Source organism: Streptomyces sp. NBC_01381 (assembly GCF_026340305.1).
Lineage (GTDB): Bacteria > Actinomycetota > Actinomycetes > Streptomycetales > Streptomycetaceae > Streptomyces.
Window position 1 is genome coordinate 2,700,376 of the sequence record NZ_JAPEPI010000001.1, and the last position, 24,207, is coordinate 2,724,582.

General features: G+C 70.8%; 20 protein-coding genes and 1 pseudogene. 7 read left to right on the forward strand and 14 right to left on the reverse strand.

Annotated elements, in window-relative coordinates; translation table 11 throughout:
• Positions 1–28: 28 nt before the first annotated feature.
• Positions 29–676, reverse strand: coding sequence for an HNH endonuclease family protein (locus OG453_RS12765; protein ID WP_266867483.1), 648 nt, complete (start codon positions 674–676; stop codon positions 29–31).
• 524 nt (positions 677–1,200) lie between these two features.
• Between OG453_RS12765 and OG453_RS12770 the strand changes: the two genes are divergently transcribed.
• Together OG453_RS12770 and OG453_RS12775 are read left to right on the forward strand one after the other, a co-directional pair.
• On the forward strand, positions 1,201–1,779 hold the full coding sequence (locus tag OG453_RS12770) for a TMEM165/GDT1 family protein (RefSeq protein ID WP_266867485.1): 579 nt from the start codon (positions 1,201–1,203) through the stop codon (positions 1,777–1,779).
• Between the two features lie 219 nt (positions 1,780–1,998).
• Positions 1,999–2,664 carry an HAD-IA family hydrolase gene (locus OG453_RS12775; protein WP_266867486.1) on the forward strand — a complete coding sequence of 222 codons (666 nt, stop codon included), beginning with the start codon at positions 1,999–2,001 and terminating at the stop codon, positions 2,662–2,664.
• 89 nt (positions 2,665–2,753) lie between these two features.
• Here the strand turns inward: OG453_RS12775 and OG453_RS12780 are convergent, their stop codons facing one another.
• A complete protein-coding gene (locus OG453_RS12780) occupies positions 2,754–3,653 on the reverse strand; it encodes a peptidoglycan-binding protein (protein WP_266867487.1) in 900 nt (299 codons plus the stop codon).
• A gap of 263 nt (positions 3,654–3,916) precedes the next feature.
• Between OG453_RS12780 and OG453_RS12785 the strand changes: the two genes are divergently transcribed.
• A complete protein-coding gene (locus OG453_RS12785) occupies positions 3,917–5,872 on the forward strand; it encodes an MFS transporter (protein WP_323178651.1) in 1,956 nt (651 codons plus the stop codon).
• A 27-nt stretch (positions 5,873–5,899) separates the two neighbouring features.
• Here the strand turns inward: OG453_RS12785 and OG453_RS12790 are convergent, their stop codons facing one another.
• From OG453_RS12790 to OG453_RS12805, 4 genes are all read right to left on the reverse strand, one after another.
• Positions 5,900–6,445, reverse strand: coding sequence for a GNAT family N-acetyltransferase (locus OG453_RS12790; protein WP_266867489.1), 546 nt, complete (start codon positions 6,443–6,445; stop codon positions 5,900–5,902).
• Positions 6,446–6,458: 13 nt separating this feature from the next.
• Positions 6,459–7,097, reverse strand: a complete 639-nt coding sequence (locus OG453_RS12795; protein ID WP_266867491.1) for a LysE family translocator — start codon at positions 7,095–7,097, stop codon at positions 6,459–6,461.
• 81 nt (positions 7,098–7,178) lie between these two features.
• Positions 7,179–7,505: an antibiotic biosynthesis monooxygenase gene (locus OG453_RS12800; RefSeq protein WP_266867493.1), complete on the reverse strand. Its 327-nt coding sequence runs from the start codon at positions 7,503–7,505 to the stop codon at positions 7,179–7,181.
• A 31-nt stretch (positions 7,506–7,536) separates the two neighbouring features.
• A complete protein-coding gene (locus OG453_RS12805) occupies positions 7,537–7,944 on the reverse strand; it encodes a DUF1992 domain-containing protein (protein ID WP_266867495.1) in 408 nt (135 codons plus the stop codon).
• 167 nt (positions 7,945–8,111) lie between these two features.
• On the opposite strand from OG453_RS12805, the gene OG453_RS12810 reads away from it, so the two are divergent.
• A complete protein-coding gene (locus tag OG453_RS12810; RefSeq protein ID WP_266867497.1) occupies positions 8,112–8,504 on the forward strand; it encodes a hypothetical protein in 393 nt (130 codons plus the stop codon).
• A 48-nt stretch (positions 8,505–8,552) separates the two neighbouring features.
• On the opposite strand, the gene OG453_RS12815 is transcribed toward OG453_RS12810, so the two are convergent.
• Positions 8,553–9,221, reverse strand: a complete 669-nt coding sequence (locus OG453_RS12815; protein WP_266867499.1) for an O-methyltransferase — start codon at positions 9,219–9,221, stop codon at positions 8,553–8,555.
• A gap of 273 nt (positions 9,222–9,494) precedes the next feature.
• Here OG453_RS12815 and OG453_RS12820 point away from each other — a divergent pair, with 273 nt between their 5' ends.
• On the forward strand, positions 9,495–10,304 hold the full coding sequence (locus OG453_RS12820) for a serpin family protein (protein ID WP_323178630.1): 810 nt from the start codon (positions 9,495–9,497) through the stop codon (positions 10,302–10,304).
• Between the two features lie 203 nt (positions 10,305–10,507).
• Here OG453_RS12820 and proP read toward each other — a convergent pair whose 3' ends face one another.
• The gene (gene proP, locus OG453_RS12825) at positions 10,508–11,911 is read right to left on the reverse strand and encodes a glycine betaine/L-proline transporter ProP (protein WP_266867501.1); all 1,404 of its coding nucleotides are present in this window, start codon (positions 11,909–11,911) and stop codon (positions 10,508–10,510) included.
• Positions 11,912–12,347: 436 nt separating this feature from the next.
• Between proP and OG453_RS12830 the strand changes: the two genes are divergently transcribed.
• On the forward strand, positions 12,348–14,408 hold the full coding sequence (locus tag OG453_RS12830) for a bifunctional glycosyltransferase 87/phosphatase PAP2 family protein (RefSeq protein WP_266867503.1): 2,061 nt from the start codon (positions 12,348–12,350) through the stop codon (positions 14,406–14,408).
• Here OG453_RS12830 and OG453_RS12835 read toward each other — a convergent pair.
• Both OG453_RS12835 and OG453_RS12840 read right to left on the reverse strand, forming a co-directional pair.
• Positions 14,362–15,993, reverse strand: a complete 1,632-nt coding sequence (locus OG453_RS12835) for a glycosyltransferase family 87 protein (RefSeq protein ID WP_266867505.1) — start codon at positions 15,991–15,993, stop codon at positions 14,362–14,364. The two genes, OG453_RS12830 and OG453_RS12835, sit on opposite strands and share 47 nt — an antisense overlap.
• A gap of 142 nt (positions 15,994–16,135) precedes the next feature.
• Positions 16,136–17,380 carry a cytochrome P450 gene (locus OG453_RS12840; protein ID WP_266867507.1) on the reverse strand — a complete coding sequence of 415 codons (1,245 nt, stop codon included), beginning with the start codon at positions 17,378–17,380 and terminating at the stop codon, positions 16,136–16,138.
• A 249-nt stretch (positions 17,381–17,629) separates the two neighbouring features.
• On the opposite strand from OG453_RS12840, the gene OG453_RS12845 reads away from it, so the two are divergent.
• Positions 17,630–18,799: a steroid 3-ketoacyl-CoA thiolase gene (locus OG453_RS12845; protein ID WP_266867509.1), complete on the forward strand. Its 1,170-nt coding sequence runs from the start codon at positions 17,630–17,632 to the stop codon at positions 18,797–18,799.
• A 142-nt stretch (positions 18,800–18,941) separates the two neighbouring features.
• Here the strand turns inward: OG453_RS12845 and OG453_RS12850 are convergent, their stop codons facing one another.
• From OG453_RS12850 to OG453_RS12865, 4 genes and pseudogenes are all read right to left on the reverse strand, one after another.
• Entirely contained in the window at positions 18,942–19,421 is a 480-nt protein-coding gene (locus tag OG453_RS12850) for a transglycosylase SLT domain-containing protein (RefSeq protein WP_266867511.1), read from the reverse strand.
• A gap of 321 nt (positions 19,422–19,742) precedes the next feature.
• On the reverse strand, positions 19,743–20,603 hold the full coding sequence (locus OG453_RS12855; protein ID WP_266867513.1) for an ECF transporter S component: 861 nt from the start codon (positions 20,601–20,603) through the stop codon (positions 19,743–19,745).
• A 665-nt stretch (positions 20,604–21,268) separates the two neighbouring features.
• Positions 21,269–22,930, reverse strand: a pseudogene (locus tag OG453_RS12860) (ABC transporter ATP-binding protein); the annotation flags it as partial.
• Positions 22,927–24,201, reverse strand: coding sequence for an energy-coupling factor transporter transmembrane component T (locus OG453_RS12865; protein ID WP_266867515.1), 1,275 nt, complete (start codon positions 24,199–24,201; stop codon positions 22,927–22,929). The gene OG453_RS12865 and the pseudogene OG453_RS12860, both read right to left, overlap by 4 nt.
• Positions 24,202–24,207 lie beyond the last annotated feature (6 nt).

The following is a 24,207-nucleotide window of genomic DNA, read 5'->3' on the forward strand; positions in this document are numbered from 1 at the left end:
GGTTCCGGGGATCAGGATCGGCCGCTGATCAGCAGCCGTTGAGGATCGAGGACAGGGCGCTCTTCTCCTCCGGGTTCACCGTGAGGTCGTAGTGGTGCTTCACGTCCACCCACATGCGGGCGTAGTAGCAGTGGTACGAGGCGGTGGGCGGCAGCCACTCGGCCGGGTCCTGGTCGCCCTTGCTCTGGTTGACGTTGTCGGTGACCGCGATCAGCTGCGGGCGGGTCAGGTCGTTGGCGAAACCTTCCCGCTGGTCGGTGGTCCAGCCGCTCGCGCCGGACTTCCAGGCCTCGGAGAGCGGCACGACGTGGTCGATGTCGACGTCGGCCGCGGCGGTCCAGGTGCCGCCGTCATAGGGGGACTTCCAGGTGCCCGAGGTCGCCGCACAGCTGGAGTCCTGCTCGACGTTGGTGCCGTCCCGCTTCAGGACGACCTCGCGGGTGTTGCAGGCGCCGGACTGGGTGCTCCAGTGCGGGAACTTCTCGCGGCTGTAGCCGTCGGACGAGCCCTCCGCCTGCTCGGTGAGCTGGCCGAGATAGGTGCGGGCGGTGGCGGCGGAGACCGGTTCCGGAGGAGCGGCCTGGGCGGGGCTGCCGGTGAGGAACGTCGCACCGGCGGCGAGGGCGGTGGCGGCGGTGAGAGTGGCGAGGCGTCGACGCGCGTAGACAGCGGACATGCGAACTCCCTTGATGTGGGGGGAAGTTGACCTATGGGGGGTCATGGTGACGCGGTGGGGTTTCCTGCGGATGTGCATCAGGTGACAGGGTCGCGTCAATCAGGTGGTCAGTTCAAGGGTTCTGGCGCCATGTCATGGGCGTTCATGTGTACGGGAGTTGGTGCGGACCGTGCGCGGGGGTTGGTGCGGACCGTGCGCGGGAGCCGGTGCGGCCCCGGTATTCATGACCTGGATCACAGATTCCGGGGGCCGAAAGGCCCTGGACCGGGGCCGTCGGACGTCACGTACGATGTATGACGCAGAAGGGGAGTAGCTCTTCGCCGGACCGTCGACATACTGCTCAGCTCGTCTGAGCCGGCGCCCGGAGGCAGGCCCCGTCATCGACGTGGTCGGCCAGCGAGACCTTCGGCAAGCAGTGCCCGGCGTACACATCCGTGTGCGTCTGTTGTGCGCTGCCGTGCCGAGGTGTCGTACGCGAAGTACCGAATGCTCTCGGCGGGGCGGCCCCGACCGATTGAGGAATCTTGATCAGCATCAGCGTGATGGCGCTCGTCTTCGGTGTCGTCTTCCTTGCCGAGCTCCCGGACAAGACAGCGCTGGCCGGGCTCGTCCTCGGGACGCGCTACCGCGCCTCGTACGTCTTCGTCGGGGTTGCCGCCGCCTTTGTCGTCCATGTCGTGCTCGCCGTCGCGGCGGGCAGCGTGCTGACGCTCCTGCCCCAGCAGCTGCTGCACGCGCTCACCGGTGTGCTCTTCCTCGGCGGCGCGGCGATGCTGCTCCTGAAGGGCGGCGAGGACGAGGGAGAGGTCCGCGAGCCCAAGGATCAGAGCTTCTGGAAGGTCTCCGGCGCGGGCTTCATGCTCATCCTGGTCGCCGAGTTCGGCGATCTGACGCAGATCATGACCGCGAACCTGGCCGCCCGCTACGACGACCCGCTCTCGGTGGGCCTCGGCGCGGTGCTCGCGCTGTGGGCGGTGGCCGGGCTCGGCATCGTCGGCGGAAAGGCGCTGATGAAGCGGGTGCCGCTGTCGCTCATCACCAAGATCGCGGCGCTGCTGATGCTGGGGCTCGGGCTGTGGAGCCTGTATGAGGCGATTGCCTGAGGGGGCCCGACGGGGGTGCCGTCGGGGGTTGCGTCGAGGGTCCGGTCCGGGGTCCCGGCGGGGGTCCTGTCGGGGGTGTGACCTGGGCTGCTGGCGATCGGCGCCCTCGTTTTGTATCGTGTGGGAACAAAGTGGCTCCGCCCGTATTCCCTGACCGGCGGGCGGAGCCGCCTTGATTCTTCCTCTGCGGAATCTCTCTCTGCGCTCTGGAGTACGTCGATGACGGCTGCGAATGCCACGGTTCTGACCGCCCGAGCCCTTCTCCTGGACATGGACGGGACCCTCGTCAACTCCGACGCAGTGGTCGAACGCTGCTGGCGGCGCTGGGCCGAGCGGCACGGGCTCGACTTCGAGCACGTCATCAAGATCGTCCACGGGCGGCAGGGGTACGCCTCCATGGCGGTGCTGCTGCCGGAGCGGTCCGTGGAGGAGAACTACGCGGAGAACCGCGTGATGCTGGCCGAGGAGACGGCGGACATGGAGGGTGTCGTGCCGGTGCCCGGCGCCGGCGCCTTCCTGGAGTCGCTTGCCGGTCTTCCGCACGCCCTCGTGACGTCCGCCGACGTCCCGCTGTCCACCGGGCGGATGGCCGCGGCCGGGCTGCCGCTTCCCGCTGTGCGGGTGACCGCGGAGAACGTGGGCGCGAGCAAGCCGGACCCCGAGGGGTTCCTCAAGGGGGCCGCCGAGCTGGGCTTCGACCCCGCGGACTGCGTCGTCTTCGAGGACTCGGGGGCGGGGATCGCGGCGGGGCGCGCGGCCGGTATGCGGGTCGTGGGGGTCGGCCCGCGGGCCGGGGAGTTCGCACCGACGGTGCAGGTCGACGATCTGACGCAGGTACGGGTCACCGCCGTGCCCGGCGGGGGGCTTGAGCTCAGCTTCGGGTGAGCACAACGGGGGCGACGGTGGCTGCCGGGTAATCGCGTGGGTGGGAGAAGCTTTCGCCGGCCGCGGGGGCCAAAGCACCTGGCAGAGGGCTAAGGCGTGGTCTCCGCCTCCAGCGCAGCCCTCGTGGCCGCGCCGTACACGCCCTCGCCGTCCGCCCCATCGGTTCCCCGCGCCACCTGGAACCGGGTCAGGGCCGACGCCACCGGCGCGTTGAAATTGCCGTGGGCCTCACCCTCGTACAGAGAAAGCTGCTGAAGCCGTTCCTGGAGGTCCACGACCTCGGCGCCCCGGTCGCCGCGCCGCAGCACCTGGCCCGAGGCCGGCGCTTCCGGCTCCACGGAGCCCGTGGCCCGTGCCGTGGACCGCGTCGCGGACGGTGCGGACGTCGAGGCCGACGCCGACGACGTACGCGATGGCGAGGGATCCGCGCTGCGGGACGCGGACGCCGAGGCCGACGCGGACCCCGAAGGCGCCACGGAGCCGGACGGCACGTCCACCGCGCTCGTCGGCGCGTCCGGCAGCGCCCGGTCCCGCCGCGGCTCGTCGTCGGAGGAGAACACCCCCGCGGCCAGGACGGCGACGGTCACCACGGCCACCGCCGCGCCCACCCCGGCGTACCAGGCCGTACGGCCCCGACGCGGCTCCGGTTCGTCGTAAGGACCGTACGAAACCTCCGGCGGCGGCAGATCGCCCTCCGGCGCCCGGGACGCGAAAAGACCGACATCCGCCGACCGGGGCGCGTCCCCGACCGGCGGCGCCACCACGGGCATGGGTTCCGTCGCCCCCGCCGCGGGCTCCGGCAACGTCACATAGGGACGGATCCGCAAGGGATCGAAGTCGGCTGCCGCCTCCGCCGACCCGGCCTCGCGTGCCGCGTCCCCCGCCCGCTCCGCACAGCCGCACGCCGGCGCACCGCCCGCCTCGCGCGCCGTGCCGCACTGCGGGCATGTCTGTCTCCGGCCGCCACGGCCGGCTGCTGCGCTGTCCACTCTTCGTACCCCACCCCTAGAGAACTCCAGAGATTATGCAGACCCCCGCTTCAACGAGCCATAACGGGTCACACGCACCAGGATGGAGAAGGAGGCCCCGCAAGGAGAACCCAGCGGAGAGCCCCTAGGTCAAGGACCCTCAGGAGGTGTCCATGACGCAGGACGTCACCGCCCGCCCGGCGGGGCCCGACCCCGTCCCCGGACCGCCGGACGAGCACGCGCACGGCGGCGTACTGGTCTCCATCGGTGCGCTGCTGCTCGGCATGCTGCTCGCCGCCCTCGACCAGACCATCGTCTCCACCGCCCTGCCGACCATCGTCAGCGAACTCGGCGGCATGGAGCACCTCTCCTGGGTCGTCACCGCCTACCTCCTCGCCGCGACGGCAGCGACGCCGCTCTGGGGCAAGCTGGGGGACCAGTACGGCCGCAAGAAGCTGTTCATGCTGGCCATCCTGATCTTCCTGATCAGCTCGGCGCTCTGCGGCATGGCGCAGAACATGCCGCAGCTCATCGGCTTCCGCGCACTGCAGGGCATCGGCGGCGGCGGGCTGATGGTCCTGTCCATGGCGATCGTCGGCGACATCGTCTCGCCGCGTGAACGCGGCAAGTACCAGGGCCTGTTCGGTGCCGTGTTCGGCGCGACGAGCGTCCTCGGCCCGCTGCTCGGCGGCCTGTTCACCGAGCATCTCAGCTGGCGCTGGGTCTTCTACATCAACCTGCCCATCGGTGTCGTCGCGCTCCTCGTCATCGCCGCGACCCTGCACATCCCGGTCCGCTCGCAGAAGCACACCATCGACTACCTGGGCACCTTCCTCATCGCCTCCGTCGCCACCTGCCTCGTCCTCGTCGCCTCGCTCGGCGGCACCACCTGGGACTGGGGCTCGCCGCAGATCATCGGCCTCGCGGTGCTCGGCGTCGTGCTCGCCGTGGCCTTCGTCTCCGTCGAGCGCAAGGCGGCCGAGCCGGTCATTCCGATGAAGCTGTTCCGGGTCAGGACCTTCACCCTGTCCGCGATCATCAGCTTCGTCGTCGGCTTCGCGATGTTCGGCGCGATGACCTACCTGCCGACGTTCCTGCAGGTCGTCCAGGGTGTGTCGCCGACCATGTCGGGCGTGCACATGCTGCCGATGGTGGTCGGCCTGCTGATCTCGTCGACCGCGTCCGGCCAGATCGTCAGCCGCACGGGCCGCTGGAAGGTCTTCCCGGTCGCGGGCACCGGCGTCACGGCCCTGGGCCTGCTCCTGCTCCACCAGCTGAACGAGAACAGCAGCACGGGCGAGATGAGCGCCTACTTCTTCGTCTTCGGCTTCGGACTCGGCCTGGTCATGCAGGTCCTCGTGCTCATCGTGCAGAACGCCGTCCCGTACGGGGACCTGGGCGTCGCCACGTCCGGCGCGACGTTCTTCCGCTCCATCGGCGCCTCGTTCGGTGTCGCCATCTTCGGCACGATCTTCGCCAACCGGCTCGTCAGCAAGCTCTCCGACGCCGTCGCGGGCCAGGAACTGCCGCCCGGCGTCAGCGCCGACTCGCTCACCGCCGACCCGCGCGGCATCTCCGAACTCCCGGCGAGCCTGCGCCCCGACGTCCTGCACGCCTACTCCTCGTCCATCACGGACGTCTTCCTGTACGCGGCGCCGGTCGCCCTGGTCGCCTTCGTCCTCGCCTGGTTCCTGCACGAGGACAAGCTGCGCGGCTCGGTCACCGCACCCGACACGACACAGACCCTGGCCAGCAACCCCGTCGAGCGTTCCTCGTACGACGAAGTGGCGCGGGCCCTCTCGGTCCTCGGCACGCGCGAGGGGCGCCGCAAGATCTACGAGACCATCACCGAGCGCGCCGGCTACGACCTGCTGCCCGCCGCCAGCTGGCTGCTGCTGCGGATCAGCCGCCACGGCCATGTGGAGCCCGCCGCGCTCGCCGATCGCAGCACGGTGCCGCTGACCGTGATCACCGCGGCGTCCCGCCAGGTCGAGGAGCGCCGTCTCGCCAAGCGCGAGGGCATGGGTCTGACCCTGACGGACACGGGGCGTGAAGCGGTCGCCAAACTCTCCAAGGCCCGCGAGGAGTCCCTGGCCGAGTTGCTGGGCGACTGGTGGGGTCCGGACCGGCCCACCGATCTCGTCCAGCTCGTCGAAGAACTGGGCGCCGAGATGTGCGGCTCGGACACCGAACGGCCGCACAACGGCAGGCCACTGCAGCGCGGGGTGTGGGCCGACTGAGCGGTGGGCCCGCACCCCGCTCCGGCCTCAACCGGCCACCGGGGCAAGGTCCTTGGCGTACCAGATCTCGGCGTACATCCGCTCGGCCAACGGCTCGGTCTCCGCGTACCCGTGCCGCGTGTACAGCGCCCGCGCCTCGACCAGATCGAGCCGCGTGTCGAGGACGATCCGCCGCGCCCCGAGCGCACGGGCTGCGTCCTCGGCGGCGCCGAGCAGCACTCCCGACCCACCCTTCCCTCGCAGCCCCTCGCGTACGAAAACCCGCTTGAGCTCGGCGACCCCGTCCCCCGCATCGACCATCCGCACCCCGGCCGTGCCCGCGGGCTCGCCTCCGAGGCGGGCGACGAGAAGCACCCCGTCCGGCGGCCGCAGATCGTCCCCGGTCTCCGCGGCGACCTCACGCTCCAGCTCTTCGGGATCGGTCGTACGCCCCTGATGGAGCAGGTAGTAACGGTCGCTGACCTCGGTGTAGTACGCGCGCCACAGGGCACGGGCGGCAGAGGAGTCGACTGCTTCGGGCGCGACGGTCCAGGAGGCGGAGCCCGCGATGCCGTGCTGCTCGGTGTGGTTCATGGGGGCCATTTCCTTAGTCCTTGCGGCCCGTCGCCGCGATGCTGACGCCGAGTCCGATCATGGTGAGCCCGCCGATCCCGCCGACCGTCGAGAGCCGCTTCGGCGAGTGCGCGAACCAGCCCCGCGCGGTGGCCGCGACCAGGCCCCACACACTGTCGCAGGCCACGGCGATGGCATTGAAGACGAGGCCGAGCAGCAGCATCTGGGCCATGACGTGGCCCTGCTCCCGGTCGACGAACTGCGGCAGCACGGCCGCGAAGAAGACGATGGTCTTGGGGTTGGCCACGCCTACCGCGAACCCTTCCCACAACGTACGCAGGCCGCTGTGCGCAGGCGCGTCGCCGGTGAACGCGGCGTGCAGCGAAGCGCGTTGGCGCACCGCCTTGACTCCCAGATAGATCAGGTAGGCGGCGCCGAGCAGCTTGAGCGCCGTGAAGACGACGACCGAGCGCTCCACCACGGACCCGACGCCGAGCGCCACGGCCACGACGAGTACGTACGCGCCGATCGTGTTCCCCACCACCGTGGTCAGCGCGGCCCGGCGCCCCTGCGCCAGCGCCCGCCCGATCACGAACAGGACGCTGGGGCCGGGAATCACGATCAGCAGGAAGGACATGGCCGCGAAGGCGAGTATCCGGTCGGAGGACATCATGCGGCCCATCGCACCACGGAGGCGGCACACGCCGGTATCGCTTTTCCGGCTTCGGCCGGCGTGTGCGCGTCGGCTCCCGCGCTAGCTCTTGGGCGCCGCCTGCTGCACGACCTCGAACGACCAGACCGCGGCACTGCTCGACGCGGGCTTGGGACGCTCACCGCCACCCGGGCCGCCGCCCTGGTGGGCCGACTTCATCGGCCCTTCCATCCACGCCTTGAAGGACTCCTCGTCACGCCACCGCGTGTAGACCAGGTAGTCGTCGGTGCCCTCGATGGGGCGCAGCAGCTCGAACCACTCGAAGCCGTCGGAGCTCTCCACGGCGCCGGCGCGGGACGCGAAGCGCTGTTCCAGGACCTCACGCTGCTCGGCGGGCACGGTCAGGACGTTGATTTTCACGATGCTCATGGGCCCATCCTCGCGCATGCCCCGCGTGGGATCAGTCCGGGTGGCGTTCGCGCCAGGTGCGGGCGATCTCGTCGACGTCGAAGGGCTTCAGGCCGAGCGGCGGGCCCGGTGGTGGTCTGCGCAGGGCCTCGGTGATCTTTTCGTTGAGGTCGGTCACGAGGCGGCGCGCCATGCTCTCGGACGGGGCGTCCGGCGCGGCGGCCAGCACGTCCTCGGCCTCTTTGCGCAGGGCCAGGGTCGGGGGGAGGTGGGAGACGCCCTCGCGGACCATCTTCTGCTTGATCCACCACTGTTCGTCGTACGACGTGGTGTCCAGGCCTTCCGGCAGCGGTTTCCCGCGGCCGGGCAGCGAGGCGAAGTCGCCGCGCTGCTCCGCCTCGCGGATCTGTTTGTCGATCCACGACTCGAAGGTGACTTCCGGTGGCTTCCGTTCAGTCATGTGTCCATTGTTCCAGCCAGGCCCCTGTTTCGGGGAGACGGTGCGGTCGCGCGACGGTGCGACTTAGGATGCGGCGGCGCGGTGCGTGGGGTGTTCCGGCGGCCGTGCATTCGATCAGTGAGTTCGATGAGTTCGTTCAACGAGAGTTCGAGAACTGAGGAGCGTACGTGCTGGAGCTCACCATGGCCTCCGTGTCCGGGGCGGACGCGGGCGCGACCGCGGGCATGCTCATGGCTGACGCGCCGAGTGAACCGGGTGCCGTGCTGCGGGTCGGGCGCGATCGCGGTGTGTGCCGTCTTGTGCCGCCCGACGACTGGCTGTTCGTGTCGCGTACGCATCTGGAATTCCGCTGCGGTGCCGACGGGGACTGGTCCGTCACCTGGCTGCGCGGGTCGCATCCGGATCCCTCGTCGGAGGTGCGCGTGACGGTGGACGGTGTGGCGCGGCCCATCGAGTACGGCGGGACCGCCGCGCTGCCCCGGGGCGGGTCCGGCGAGGTGGTCATCCAGGACCGGTCGGGGCAGCGCAGCGTGAACGTCGGGTTTTATCAGGAGGGTTGAGGCAGTGGGGCTCGGTTGCGGGGCTCGGCGGCGTGCTCAGTCCAGGATTCAGTCCACGACTCGGGCCAGGGCGAAGCCGTCGTAGCCCTTTGTGCCCACCGTCTGCAGTGCCGTGCCGGTCAGTTTCGGGTGCCGGGCGATGAGTTCGAGCGCCTCGCGGGTGCCCTGGATGCTCGGCTCGGTGCTCGCGGCGTCGGTCACCGCGCCGCTCCGCACGACGTTGTCGACGATGATCAGGCTGCCGGGGCGGGTGAACTTGAGCGACCACTCCACGTAGTGCGGGTTGTTGGCCTTGTCCGCGTCGATGAAGACCAGGTCGAAGGGCTCGGGGTGCTCGACGTTCAGCGCGGCCAGCGATTCGAGGGCCGGGCCCACGCGGACCTCGGTGATCTTGTCGAGGCCTGCGCGTGCGAGGTTGCCGCGGGCCACTTCGGCGTGGACGGGAGAGTACTCCAGGGTGATCAGCCTGCCGTCCGCGGGCAGGGCGCGGGCCAGCCAGATCGTGCTGTAGCCGCCGAGCGTGCCGATCTCCAGGATGCGGCGTGCGCCCTGGATCTGCGCGAGGAGCTGGAGGAACTTGCCTTGGTTCGGCGCCACGTTGATCTGCGGCAGACCGGCGGCGTCGCTGTCCCGCAGGGCCGCGGTGAGCGCCTCGTCGGCGGGGGTGAGCAGGTCGGTGAAGTAGTGGTCGACTGCGGTCCACTGCTGCTGGGACATGGGGGATCGGCCTTTCGGGGTGCGGAGTTGGGGTCGCCTCTGTCTTTGCTGTCTTTTGTGTGTCTAGTTAGTTTTGCTAAGGATGCTAGCGGGGTGGGGGGCTAATGTCAGTGGTGACTCGCATACTGGGGGCGTTGGGCCGAGTTGGTGGTCTGCGGACTGCGGGGGTTGAGATGGAGATGACGTACGGGACCGGGCAGAAGGCGCCCGCTGCGGCGATCCGGGGTCTTGCCGACCGGTGGCTTCCCTTGATGGCCGAGCCGGGGGAGCCGGGTGCCGGTGTACCGGGCCTATCGGGAAGCGCTGCCGGACGTCGGGTTCGGGCCGATGGAGCCCGATGAGATCGACGCGTGGGTGCGCGAAGCCACGGGCGGTCTTGTCGAGCGGCTGCCGGTGGTGATCACTCCGGATGTGCTGCTTGTCCTTGTCAACGCGCTGGCGCTGAAGGCGCGTTGGGAGATTCCCTTCGAGGGGGCGGGCACGCGGGACCAGGACTTCACCGACGCGCTGGGCGTGCGGCACCGGGTGCCGACGATGCACCGGCCCGTTCCGCTGAACGGTGCGTGGACGGTGGGCGGGGCGAGCGTCGTCGAGCTGCGCTGCCGCGCCGAGGGCGGCCGTGCGCCGGCCCGGGTGCGCTTCGTGCTCGGTGAGCCGGGCGCGGGGCCCGCCGAGGTGCTGCCGCTGGCGTGGGCGCCGGAGGGGCGGTGGACCGGGATCGACGCGGAGCAGATCAATATGGCGCTGCCTCGGCTTTCGCTGCGTACGCGGGTCGATGCGACGGAGCAGTTGGCGGCGCTGGGGGTGCGGTGGGCGATGAGTGAGGGGGCGGACTTCTCCGGGATGTCGCCGGAGCGGCTCGCGATATCGCAGGTGGTGCAGGAGGCCGTGGTGAAGGTGGCGGAGGAGGGGGTTGAGGCGGCTGCGGTCACTGCGGTGCCGATGGCTCCTGGTGGCGTGCCGTATGTCCCTCGACGGATCGAGTGGATCGCCTTTAACCGGCCCTTTGGGGTTGTTGTGCTGGATGGGGCGGGGGAGGTTCCGTTGTTCACCGGGTGGCAGGCCGGGGTGCCGGTGGGGTAGGGGCTTCTTTTTCCCCAACCCCGCCCCTTCCCGGCTGTCACATTTGCGGCTCCGCCGCGGGCCGCTGGCGCGGGGGCCTTGCGTGCCGTCATCACCGCCTTCGGCGAGTTCGTCCTCAAACGCCGGACGGGCTGAAATATTCGCCGGGGCGGGCTGAAATGTTCGCCGGGGCGGGCTGGAATATCGGCCTGGGGCGGGCTGGGTTACTGCGTCGCAGACGGGCTGGAAGATTCCACCGCGGGCAGTGAGCCCGGCAAGGGCTTCCCCGCGCTCTCGCCCATGAACCACACCGCGATGCCGCCCACCACCGCCGCCGCCATCATGTAGTACGCGGGCATCATCATGTTCCCCGTGGCTCCGATCAAAGCCGTCACCACCAAGGGAGTTGTGCCGCCGAAGATCGATACGGAGATGTTGAAGCCGATCGAGAGTGAGCCGTAGCGGACCCTCGTGGGGAACAGGGCCGGGAGTGCCGACGGCATCGATGCCGTGAAGCAGACCAGGAGCAGGCCGAGCGCCGCCATGCCCAGGCCGATCGCCCAGAGCGAGCCCTGGCGGATCAGGAGCAGGGCGGGGATGGACAGGAGCAGGAAGCCTGCGCAGCCTGCCGCGATCACGGGGCGGCGGCCCACCCGGTCGGTCAGCGCGCCCGCGAACGGCTGGACGCACATCATCAGCGCCATCACCGCCAGGACGACCAGGAGGCCGTGCGTCTCGTCGTACTTGAGCTCGCTCGTCAGATAGCTCGGCATGTACGACAGCAGCATGTAGTCCGTGACGTTGAAGACCAGGACCAGGCCCATGCAGAGGAGCAGGGCCTTCCACTGGCCGGTCACCATCTCGCGCAGCCGCACCTTCGGTCGGGACTGCTCGTCCTTGTGCGCCTTCGCGAGCTCCGCAGCGAACGCCGGGGTCTCCTCCAGCTTCATCCGGAGGTAAAGGCCGATCAGACCCATCGGGCCCGCGATCAGGAACGGGATGCGCCAGCCCCAGGAGAGCAGGTCCTCGGAGGAGAGAAGCGCCGTCATCAGGGTGACCAGGCCCGCGCCGCCGATGTAGCCGGCCAGCGTGCCGAACTCCAGCCAGCTGCCGAGGAATCCCCGCTTCTTGTCCGGGGAGTACTCGGCGATGAACGTGGAGGCGCCCGCGTACTCGCCGCCCGTCGAGAAGCCCTGCACCAGACGGGCGAGCAGCAGCAGGACCGGGGCGCCCACACCGATCGTCGCGTACGAAGGGATCAAGCCGATCGCGAAGGTGCCCGCGGCCATCATGATCATGGTGAGGGCGAGGACCTTCTGGCGGCCGATGCGGTCGCCGAGCGGGCCGAAGACCATGCCGCCGAGCGGGCGGATCAGGAACGCCGCCGCGAAGGCGCCGAAGGTGGAGAGAAGCTGGGCCGTGGGGTTGCCCGAGGGGAAGAAGACCTTGCCGAGCGTCACGGCGATGTAGCTGTAGACGCCGAAGTCGAACCACTCCATCGCGTTGCCGAGTGCGGCCGCCTTCACCGCGCGCTTGACCAGCGCCGGGTCGACGACGGTGACCTCCGCGGGTGCGTGCGGGGACGGCGGGGTCTGGGTGCGGGGTGCGACGGGTGTGGCGGTCGGCAAGGGTTCGCTCGCCTGCCTCTCGGTTGACGACAAGGACAGAGCCGCCCGGCAAGAAGGGGGCGGCTCGAAAAGCGACCATAGGTGCAGGCAGCATCATTACGGGCGGTGTCCGGTCCGCCGCGCACCGCACGGAAAGTGCCGCTATCCAGGGCATATGCCCCTGCGTCCGGTGGTGGCGAGAAGGCCCGTTTGTGATCTATGTCGCGGCTCGGGCGGGGAACCGCGCCAGGGAGCCAAGCCCGTCATCTTCTGGACAGTGGGGGGTGAGGTATCGGCCATGCGGACGAAAGGTTTGGTTAGGAAGTACGCGCAAAAGCCGGTAGAAAGCGGTGTGGCTGCCAGGTGAAATGGGGGTTGCGCGCGTCTCACCCGACGGGCGCCGCGCCCATGAGTGACGGAGCAGGGACGACGAGCGGGGCGGGAGGGCAGACGGCACGTGGCGAACATTGAGCACAGGGGACCGGGAAACGCCTTTGGGGCAGGCGCGTCCGGTACACCCAAGGCGCGAATCGGGGCAGTCCGTGCCGCCCTCTGGATGATCGCCGCCATACTCGCGGTACGGCAGGTGGCCGATGTCGTGCGTACGCCGAAGGGTGAGCGCCTGACCGACCTGGAGACCTGGATCGGTCCTGACGGCGTCCTGCATGTGAACGGCTCCCTCTACGACGCGGACAAGTTCACCGGTACTCCCTTCGCCGGACTCGTGCTCAAGCCATTCGCCCGCGCGGCCGAACAGGCGCTCGGCTGGGGCTGGACGTTCGGCACCCTGATCCTCGTCGCGGTGCTCGGCCTCGTCGCCGCCCGCGCCCTGCCGCAGCCCGTGTCCCGGCGCATCTCGCTGCTCGCCGCGCCCGTCGCGATCTGCCTCCTGATGCTGTCGCTGCCGGTGCGCAACACCCTGCATCTGGGCCAGACCAGCATCATTCCCGTCCTGCTCGTGCTGCTCGGCTGCTTCGCCGTCCGGGGCGAGCGGGCCAGCGGCATCCTGATCGGCATAGGAGCGGCACTGCAGCCGACCGTGCTGCTGTTCGCCGCCCTGTTCTGGTTCACCGGCCGCAGGCGCGCGGCCGCCGCCACCGGTTCCACCTTCCTCGCCTGCACCGCGCTCGCCTGGGCCGCGATGCCGCACGACTCGTGGGCGTACTGGGTGCACCACCTGGCGGGCGCGGGCCTCGGCGCGCGCCCGGACGGTCTCGCCAACCAGTCGCTGCACGGCGCGCTGCTCCGGTTCGGCCTCGAAGGGCCGCTGGAGATCGGCCTCTTCGTGCTCCTGAGTGCGGCCGTGATCTTCCTCGGCCTGCGCCGCGCCGTCCGCTACGCCCAGGACGGGCAGCTGCTGCTCGCCGTCGCCATCACCGGCTGCGTCGCGGTCGCGGTGTCCCCGACGACCTGGCAGCACCAGCTCCTGTGGGTGCTGCTCGCGGTGGTCGGCCGGGTCGGCAAGAAGCAGTCCGACCGGTACATGTGGCCGGTCGCCGTGATCCTGGTGTCGACGCTGCCGGCGAAGATGATGCTGCCGAACATGCCGGTCGTGGAGCCCATCCGCGACAACCTCGTGCTGATCGCCGCGCTCGCCGCCGCCACCGTCGTGCCCTTCCTGTCCCGTACGGCACCGCAGTACCAGAGCCCCATCCCCACCGACTACGCGGCGCCCGTGCCCGCGCGCTGGAGCCGGGTGCCGCTCATCCCGTTCTGGCGGCGGGTCACGACCCGGCCGAACCTGCTCCTCGAACTGCTCCTGATCCGTGTCGGCTACTCCGCCTATCAGCAGGCGCGGCTCGCGGCGACCGGCGGCACCATCTCGGGCGGCCGGGCCACGGCCGAGCAGCACGGCGAGCAGATCTACTCGATCGAGCAGTTCCTGCACATCGACATCGAGCACTGGGTCAACCACGCGGTGGTGAAGGTCAGTTGGCTCGAGGAGTTCTTCAACTTCTACTACACGTCGTTCCACTTCCTGGTGCCGCTCACCGTCCTCGGCGTCCTCTACGTCCGCCGCCCCGCCGAGTACCGCTGGGCGCGCTCCGCGCTCGGCTTCGCCACGGTGCTCGCGCTCGTCGGGTTCTGGCTCTACCCGCTGGCACCGCCGCGCCTGATGCCCGACCTCGGTTTCATCGACACGGTGCACGGCGTGCAGGACTTCACGCAGCCGGACTACGGCACGCTGACCGCGCTCACCAACCAGTACGCGGCGATGCCCTCGCTGCACTTCGGCTGGTCCCTGTGGTGCGGCCTGGTGATCGCGATCCTCGCGCCGAAGTGGTGGATGAAGGCGCTCGGCCTGCTGCACCCGCTGTTCACGGTCTCCGCGATCGTGGCGACCGGCAACCACTGGGTCCTTGACGCGGTGGGCGGCGCGACCGTCGTCGGCGCGGGCTTCGGCCTCGGTTATCTGCTCGCCGGGCCCCGCGTACGACAGCCACTGAAGGTGGCGACGGGGGCCGAGCCGGTCATCGACATGACGAAGGACTCGGCGAAGGACCGTACCCCGAGCTGATCCGGTAGGTCCCCGGCGCGGACACCGTGAGCCGGGTGAACTCGCCGTGCCGCTTCAGGCAGGCCCCCTCGGCCCGGAGCCACGGCGAGTACACCAGGCGCAGCGTCACCGGCTCCCGGGTGGGGACGCGGACCACCATGTCCGAGCCCGTGGACCGGACGACGGACGCGGGCGCGGACACCATCGGCACCGGGTCCTCCACCCGGAAGATCTGCCAGTGCGCGTCCTTCCACACCGGCTTCAGCCAGTCGGGACCGCTCTCCACGAGCGCCGCCTCGTCCTCGGCGAACCCGTCCGGCTTGCCCGAGGGCAACACCACATAGCCGACCGCCCACTTGTCGAGCCACGCCCGGTAGGTGGCGGCCGAGAAGGACCCGTCGTAGAAGAGCCGGCCGCGCTCGACGTCGAGCTGGCGGTTCCAGCCGCGCGCCATGTTCACATGCGGGGCGAGGGCCGTGGCCTCGCGGTGGTTGCGGGCGGGGACCACCTCGACGCGGCCCCGGTCGGCACCGAGCCGCTCCAGCTCGCGCACCACGCCGTGGGTGTCGACGGCCCACTTCGGCACGGCCGTCGACACCGTCAGATCGTCCGCCGTCTTCTGCGCCACCCAGGCCGTGGACAGCACGAGCGCGATCGCGAGCACGGTCCTGCGTACGCGGTCGAGCGAGGGCGCGAGGAGCGCGGCGAGCAGCACGGCGGGCGCGAGCAGCTCGGCGAGGCGCTCCACGTTCGTGCCGATGGGCGAAGGGACGAGATATGTGAGGACCGTGCCGGCCGCGTACACGGCGGCACCCCACCGCAACACCCGCCACCGGCGCGGCGCCGCCACGACGACCGCGAGGCTGAACACCACCGGCGGGAAGATCCGGTCGAAGGGCATCAACTGCTCGCCGGTGAACGGGAAAAGCGCGGTCGTCGCCCCCACGACCACCACCGGCGGCGCGAGCAGCGCCGCGGCCCGCTTCCAGTCCCGTACGAGGAAGAAGCCGGCGCCCGCGACCAGCAGGAACAGGCCGGCCACCGGGCTGGACATGGTGGCAAGCGCCCCGAACGCCACCGCGGCCCACACCCGGCGCTCCCGCACGAGCGCCAGGCAGGCGGCGAACCCGAAGGCGAGCCCGAGTGCGAAGGTCGTGCGCCCCGACGCGACGTTGCACCACACGGCGAGCGAGGCGAGCACCGCGGGGCACAGCGGGCGGCGGACGCCGGTGCGCGCGATGAGCACGGCGACCAGCCAGCCACCGGCGACGCCCGCCGCCACCGTCACCGTCTTCACGCCCACCGCGGCCATCAAGTAGGGAGAGATCAGGCTGTAGTTGGCGGTGTGCATGCCGCCGTACCAGAACAGGCCGTACGCGGCCGCGCCGTGCTCGGAGGCGAACCGCGCCCAGGCCTCCTGCGCCGCCAGATCGCCGCCGCCCGTGGCGAGGAACGCCGCCCAGACCGCGTAGAGCGGCAGGGTGGGGACGGTGGCGAGGAGCGGCACCCTGTTGCGTCGCGCGAAGGCACGCAAGGCCCCGTTCCGCTCGGTGGGTGCGCTGCCCGACGGCACGAGAGAGATATCGGCGGAGACCACAGCCACCATTTCCGTTGAGGACTTTGACGACTTGGAGAGGCACGGTTCACTTCTCAAGACGCCGCACGCAACGGAAACGTTGGTTCCCTGGGCCAGGAGGAGGCAGGGGCAGGGCGTAGGGGGGAGTCGCCCCTGCCTCCCTGGCAGCGGGTCAGCCGGTGCTGACCTGCAGTTCCTTGACCCCGTTCAGCCAGGCCGAGCGCAGTCGCCGGGGGTCGGAGACCAGACGCAGATCGGGCAGGGCGTCGGCGATCGCGTTGAAGATGAGGTTGATCTCGACGACCGCGAGGGACTTGCCGAGGCAGAAGTGCGGGCCGCCGCCACCGAAGCCGAGGTGCGGGTTCGGGTCGCGGGAGATGTCGAACTCCCCGGGCTCGTCGAAGACTTCGGGGTCGTTGTTGGCCGAGGAGTAGAAGAGGCCGACGCGGTCGCCCTTCTTGATCTGTACGCCGCCGAGCTCGGTGTCCTGGGTCGCGGTGCGCTGGAAGGAGACGACGGGGGTCGCCCAGCGCACGATCTCCTCCGCCGTGGTCTGCGGGCGCTCGCGCTTGAAGAGCTCCCACTGCTCGGGGTGGGTGAGGAAGGCGTGCATGCCGTGGGTGATGGCGTTGCGGGTGGTCTCGTTGCCGGCCACCGCGAGCAGGATGACGAAGAAGCCGAACTCGTCGCCGGAGAGGTTCCCTTCGTCCTCGGCGGCCACCAGCTGGCTGACGATGTCCTTGGCCGGGCACTCCTTGCGGGCGGCGGCGAGGTTCATCGCGTAGCTGACGATCTCCATGGCCGCCTCGGTGCCGACCTCCTCGGTGATCGCGTACTCCGGATCGTCGTACGCCGCCATCTTGTTGGACCAGTCGAAGATCTTCGTCCGGTCCTCCTGGGGGACGCCGATGAGTTCGGCGATGGCCTGGAGGGGCAGTTCGACGGCGACATTGGTGACGAAGTCGAAGCTGCCGTCGGGGGCGGCGTTCGCGAGGGCCGTCTCGACGATGGAGTGGGCGCGGTTGCGCAGGGCGTCTTCCAACGAGCGTATGGAGCGGGGCGTGAAGCCGCGCTGCACGATCTGGCGGACCCGGGTGTGCTCGGGCGGGTCCATGTTCAGCATGATCAGCTTCTGGACCTCGATCTGGTCGCGGCTGATCGTCTCGTTGAAGCGGATGACCGCGGTGTTGAGGTTGGAGGAGAACAACTCCGGGTGTGTGGAGACGTACTTGACGTCCGCGTGCCGTGTGACGGCCCAGTAGCCCGCGTCGTCGAAGCCGGAGATGCCGCGCGGCTGGTCGATCCAGCGCACCGGTTCCGTCTGGCGCAGCTGGGCGAACTCCGGGAGAGGCACGCGGTCTTGAAGCAGGTCGGGGTCGGTGAAGTCGAACCCGTCGGGCAGCGCTGGACAGGGCATCGGCAACTCCAGGAGTTCAGTTCTTTGTTCTGACGGTCCATCAGGAGATGTACCGCAAGGTAGTAACGGGTTCTATAAGTGGCAAGGCCCGTGACAGGCCCGCTTCGTGCAGGTCGTGCGCAAGGTACGTGCAAGACCCTTGCGGCGCCGGGGTGCGGCTCAGCAGACTGCATGCAGAACTAGAACGCGTACTAGTTCTCCGTGCGGGTGCCGGGACGCCCCCGCGGGATGTGGATGGAGAGGACGCTCATGGCCGCGGAACCTGTCATCGTCGAAGCCGTACGCACCCCCATAGGTAAGCGCGGAGGGGCGCTCGCCAATCTCCACCCCGCCTATCTGCTCGGCGAGACCTACCGTGAACTCCTCGGACGCACCGGCATCCACGCCGACTGCGTCGAGCAGATCGTCGGCGGGACCGTCACGCACGCCGGTGAGCAGTCCATGAATCCGGCGCGCACGGCGTGGCTCACGATGGGTCTGCCGTACGAGACCGCGGCGACGACGGTGGACTGTCAGTGCGGCTCGTCGCAGCAGGCGAGCCACATGGTCGCCAACATGGTCGCGGCCGGGGTCATCGACGTGGGGATCAGCTGTGGCGTCGAGGCGATGTCACGGGTGCCGCTGGGGTCGGGCTCCAAGCACGGTCCCGGCAAGCCGTTCCCCGACGAGTGGAACGTGGACCTGCCCAACCAGTTCGAGGCGGCCGAGCGGATCGCCCGCAACCGCGGTCTCACCAGGGAGAACGTGGACTCGCTCGGGCTCATCTCGCAGGAGCGCGCCGCCGTCGCCTGGGCCGAGGAGCGCTTCAAACGCGAGACCTTCGCCGTCCAGGTGCCGACGACGGAGGAGGAGCAGGCCGCCGGGCAGGGCATGTGGCGCCTGGTCGACCGGGACGAGGGTCTTCGCGACACGACGATGGAGGGCCTGGGCGGGCTCAAGCCGGTGATGCCGACCGCCGTGCACACGGCGGGCAACTCCTCGCAGATCTCCGACGGCGCGGCGGCGATCATGTGGGCGTCGAAGCGGATGGCACGGGCCCTGAAGCTGAAGCCGCGGGCGCGGATCGTCGCGCAGGCGCTGGTGGGGGCCGATCCGCACTATCACCTGGACGGGCCGATCGACGCGACGCGGGCGGTGCTGGGGAAGGCCGGGATGTCGCTCAAGGACATTGATCTTGTGGAGATCAATGAGGCGTTTGCTTCCGTGGTGCTGAGCTGGGCGCAGGTGTTTGAGCAGGACCTGGAGAAGGTGAATGTGAACGGGGGCGCGATCGCGCTGGGGCACCCCGTGGGCGCGACGGGGGCTCGGCTCATCACCACGGCTCTGCATGAGCTGGAGCGGCGCGACAAGGAGTTCGCGCTGATCACGATGTGCGCGGGGGGCGCGGTGGCTACGGGGACGATCATTCAGCGGCTGTGAGTCCAGACCTCGGGCTGAAAACGCGCCGGACCCCGGGCTGAATTCATTCAGCCCGGGGTCCGGGAAGTATCTAGCCCGTCCGGCGATTGAGGACGAACTCGGCGGAGCCGGTGATGTTCCGGTCCGCCGGAGAGGCATCGGCTCAGTACCAGCCGTTGGCCTGCCAGAAGCTCCAGGCCTCGGCGGGGCTGCCGTAGCGGTCGTTCATGTAGTCGAGGCCCCACTTGATCTGGGTCTCGGGGTTGGTCTTCCAGTCCGAGCCGGCCGAAGCCATCTTCGAGCCGGGCAGGGCCTGGACCAGGCCGTAGGCGCCGGAGGATGCGTTCGTCGCGGTGGGGTTCCAGCCGCTCTCGTGCTCGACGATCTTGCTGAACGCCTGGTACTGCGCGGCATCCGGGATCAACTTCTTCGCGATCGCCTGGGCCGAGGAAGGCGCCGCGGCCGGAGCGGCGGCCGGAGCGGCAGCCTTCGCGGCGGTCGGGGTCGCGGCCTGGGCCGGACCCGCGGCGATCAGCATGCCGGTCGTGGCGGCGGCCACGGCGACACCGGCGAGGGCCTTCTTCGGGGCGGCGATACGGCGGAGGAGCGAGGCGGACAAAGCGTGACCTTCCGTGGGGGACATGGTGTCGCAAGCACGCCTTGGCCATGGAAAGTGGCGGGGGGAATGCGTAAGCGCCTTGGACCCGAAGGTCGTCGGCGCTGTGCGACTCGATCCAGAGAAGCAGGGCTGTTGCGTCTCCGCAATGCCCCCTTTTGCTAGTTGCTGTCGTACTTGAGCCGAACGCCCCCTCTGTGACGTGGCTCTCAATCCGCAGGTCAGGGCGGGAATCGACGCGTGCACGTCAAGCAGAAAGCGGTACGAAACGGACTAGTAGAGGACCAAAGGCCTGTGGGCCGCCTCACCGTCCGAGGGCCCTTCCTGTAACGGAGAGCCAACGGCCGCCTACGCCTTGGGCCCCTCGAATGTGACCTGGGCCTCGAAAGCGGCCCGCCGTGTGGCCCGGCGCAGCGCCTTGAGGACGGCCGGACCGAGGGCGAGGCTCAGCAGGACGGTGACCACGGCGCGGGGCAGGTCCCAGCCGAGCGAGGTGGCCAGGCAGTACGCGATGAAGCGGCCCAGGTTGTCGCCGACGGGGTCCCCGGGGACAAAGGAGACGCCGGTCGCCAGGCCGCCCAGGTAGGGCCAGCCCTGCAGGTTCATGACGGTGCCGTAGAGGACGGAGGACACCGCCCCGTAGGCCGCGAGCAGCCACAGTTCGCGGCGGCCGCGGATCGTGTCCGGGCCCGGCAGCAGCCCCGCGCCCATGCAGACCCAGCCCATGGACAGCATCTGGAACGGCATCCACGGGCCGACGCCCCCGGTGAGCAGCGCCGAAGCGAACATCGACACCGCCCCGAGCACAAACCCGAAGCCCGGCCCGAGCACCCGGCCGCTGAGCACCATCAGGAAGAACATCGGCTCGATCCCGGCGGTCCCCGCGCCCAGCGGCCGCAGCGCCGCTCCGGCCGCGGCGAGCACCCCGAGCATGGCGATGGCCTTCGCGTCGAGCCCGACGTCCGCGATGGTCGCCACGACCACGGCGAGCAGCAGCGGAAGCAGCGCCGCGAACAGCCAGGGCGCGTCCTGCGCGTGCGCGCTCAGCCCCGAGCCGCCGCTCGCGATGAGCGGCCACCCGAAGGCGACCACCCCGACGGCGCTGACCAGCGCGAGGGCGCCGATGGAACGGGGGCCAAGCCGGATGGGGCGGGCCTGCCGCTCGGGCCCGGCGGGCCCCGGCCTACCGCCCGGGGAAGCGGGGCTCACGGCTGCGCTCCTTCTGGAGGCATGTCGCTGGGCAGGTCCGGGCGTGTGCTTGGGTCCGGGTCTGCGCCAAGGTGCGGGCGTGTGCTTGGGTCCGGGTCTGCGCCAAGGTGCGGGCGTGTGCTTGGGTCCGGGTCTGCGCCAAGGTCCGGGCGTGTGCTCGGGTCCGGGTCCGCGCCAAGGTCCGGGCGTGCGCTCGGGTCCGGGTCTGCGCCCGGGTTCGGGCGTGTGCTTGGGTCCGGGTCTGCGCCAAGGTGCGGGCGTGTGCTTGGGTCCGGGTCTGCGCCCGGGTTCGGGCGTGTGCTTGGGTCCGGGTCTGCGCCAAGGCGCGGGCGTGTGCTTGGGTCCGGGTCTGCGCCAAGGTGCGGGCGTGCGCTCGGGTCCGGGTCCGCGCCAAGGTCCGGGCGTGCGCTCGGGTCCGGGTCTGCGCCCGGGGTCGGGCGTGTGCTCGAATCCGGGTCCGTGCCCTGGTCCGCGCGTGCGCTTGAATCCGGGTCCGCGTCAAGGTCCGGGCGTGCGCTCGGGTCCGCGCGTGCACTCGAGTCCGGGGCCGCGCCCAGGTCCGCGCCTGCACTCGAATCCGGGTCCGCGCCAAGGTCCGGGCCCCCGCCCGGGCCGTGCCGCAGGTCTGTTTTCTCGCCGTCGGTCCGGTCCGCCCCTGCCGCCCGCAGGGCTTCCCGTACCTGCGGGACCGTCAGCCACTTCTGTGGGGCCAGGATCTTCGTCACCTGGGGTGCGAAGGACGGTGACGACACCACGATGTCCGGGGTCGGGCCGTCCGCTACGATCTCGCCGTCGGCGAGGATCGCCACCCGGTGGGCGAGTTCCGCGGCGAGTTCCACGTCGTGCGTGGCGAGGACGATCGCATGGCCCTCGGCCGCGAGCCCGCGCAGGACGGTGACCAGGCGGGCCTTCGCCGCGTAGTCGAGACCGCGGGTCGGCTCGTCCAGGAGCAGCAGGGGCGGGCGGGCCGTCAGGACGATCGCCAGGGCGAGTGTCAGGCGCTGGCCCTCGGAGAGGTCACGGGGGTGGGTGTCGTCCGCGATGCCGGGGAGCAGCTCGCTGACCAGGGCCCTGCAGGTGCCCGGCGCCGCGTCCGCGTCATGGTCGGCGGCCGCGCACTCGGCGGCCACCGTGTCCGCGTACAGCAGATCGCGCGGTTCCTGGGGGACCAGGCCCACGTGGCGGATCAGTTCGCGCGGGCCCGTGCGGTGCGGGACGGTGCCGCCCACCCGGACCGAACCGGACGCGGGTTCGAGCAGGCCGACCAGGGTCGAGAGGAGCGTGGACTTCCCGGCGCCGTTGCGGCCCATCAGGGCGACCGTCTCTCCCGCGCGGACGGTGAGGTCCACACGGCGCAGGGCCTCGACCCGGCCGCGGCGGACGGCCAGCGACGTGACGGCCGCCGCGGGCTGGGGCTCGTCGCTCGTCTTCGTACGCCGGCGAAGGCTCGGCCTGCGGGGCGCCGGCTGCTCGGCGGGGCGCACGGCCGTCGTCTCCTCGGGCGGCTCGGCCCCGGAGAGGCGTTCGCGCAGGGCCCCCGCCCGCCGCCGCGCGTCCCGCACCGTCAGCGGCAGCGGCGACCATCCTGCGAGGCGGCCCAGGGCGACCACCGGCGGGAACACGGGGGAGCGTGCCATCAGGGCGGCCGGGTCGCCGAGCACCGGGACCTCGCCCGGCGCCGCGAGCAGCAGCACCTGGTCCGCGTACTGCACGACCCGTTCCAGGCGGTGCTCGGCCATCAGGACGGTGGTGCCCAGGTCGTGCACGAGGCGCTGAAGGACGGCGAGCACCTCCTCGGCGGCGGCCGGGTCGAGCGCGGAGGTCGGCTCGTCGAGCACGAGGACCTTGGGGTGCGGGGTGAGGACCGAGCCGATCGCGACCCGCTGCTGCTGGCCGCCGGAGAGCGTGGCGATGGGCCGGTCGCGCAGATCGGCGAGGCCGAGCAGGTCCAGGGTCTCCTCGACGCGGCGGCGCATCACGTCCGGGGCGAGGCCGAGCGACTCCATCCCGTACGCCAGCTCGTCCTCGACCGTGTCCGTCACGAAGTGCGAGAGCGGGTCCTGGCCCACCGTGCCGACGACATCGGCGAGTTCGCGCGGCTTGTGCGTACGGGTGTCGCGCCCGGCCACGGTCACCCGGCCGCGCAGAGTGCCGCCGGTGAAGTGCGGCACCAGGCCGCTGACCGTGCCGAGCAGCGTCGACTTGCCGACCCCGGACGGGCCGACGAGCAGCACCAACTCGCCTTCGGGTACGGCGAGTTCGACCCCGCGAACTGTGGGCTCGGCGACGCCTTCGTACGTCACGGAGACATCCTCGAAGCGGATCATGGGGTCTCCTTGGGGGGAACGGAGGCCGCCGACTCACCGGCGGGAGGTGACGCGGTCTTTCGCCAGGCGGCGGGCGAGGGCTTCGTCAGGGGGACGGGTGCGGGCCGCTCGGCGTGGGAGGCCGCAGGCGCCGACTCCTCGGGCGGCACCGGCGCCACGAAAGCGGGCAGCAGGCCGATCAGCACCGCCGCCGCGGGCCACAGCGGCAGTGTCGGTGCGGTCAGGGGGACGACTCCGGGGTGCAGGGCGGCCGTGTCGTACGCCGATGCCCAGATCATCAGGCCCGCCACCGCGATGCCCGACCCGGCGACGAGCCAGGCGCGCACGCCCCAGGGGTCGGGCCGGTAACGGGTGCGCACGGAGCGGCGGCCGCCGAGGCGGAGTCCTGCCAGGGCGGCGAGCAGACCGCCGGCGAGCACGGGCAGGCCGTAGCCCGCGCCTTCCGACGAGAGCAGGCCGTACGTCCCCGCGCAGACGCCCATCAGGCCGCCGAGCGTCAGGGCGGCGGTCGTCCTGCGCACCCGGACCGGGACGTCGGCGGTGCGCCCGAAGCCCCGCGCGTCCATCGCGGCGGCCAGCGCCACCGACCGCTCAAGGGCGCCCTCCAGGACCGGAAGTCCGACCTGGAGCAGTCCCCGTACGCCCTTGTCGGGCCGCCCGCGCAGGCGCCGCGCGGCCCGCAGCCGCTGCACGTCGGTGATCAGGTTCGGCGCGAACGTCATCGCGACGACGACGGCGACCCCCACCTCGTACAGCGCGCCCGGCAGCGACTTGAGCAGCCGGGACGGGCTGGCGAGCGCGTTGGCCGCGCCCACACAGATCAGGAGTCCGGCGAGGCGGATCCCGTCGTAGAGGGCGAAGAGCAGTCCCTCGGCCGTCACCCGGCCGCCGATCCGCACCCCCTTCGCCCAGTCGGGCAGCGGGACTTCGGGGAGCGTGACAAGGACATGCGTACCGGGGATCGGCGAGCCGAGGACGATGGCGAAGACGAGGCGGATCGCGATGACGACGAGCCCGAGCTTCACGAACGCGCCGTACGACCGTGCCCACGGGGCGGAGGTACGGCGCGCGGCGACGACGTAGCCCGCGACGCCGATGAGCAGCCCGAGCAGCAGCGGATTGGTGGTGCGGGATGCGGCCGTGCCGAGGCCAAGGGCCCACACCCACCAGGCGCCCGGGTGCAGGGCGTTGCTTCGGTGGGCGGTCGGGGCGAGGTACTGAATCTGCGGGCCGTATGTGGCTGGTCGCGCCCACGCGGCGGAGCCGCTCATGTCAGA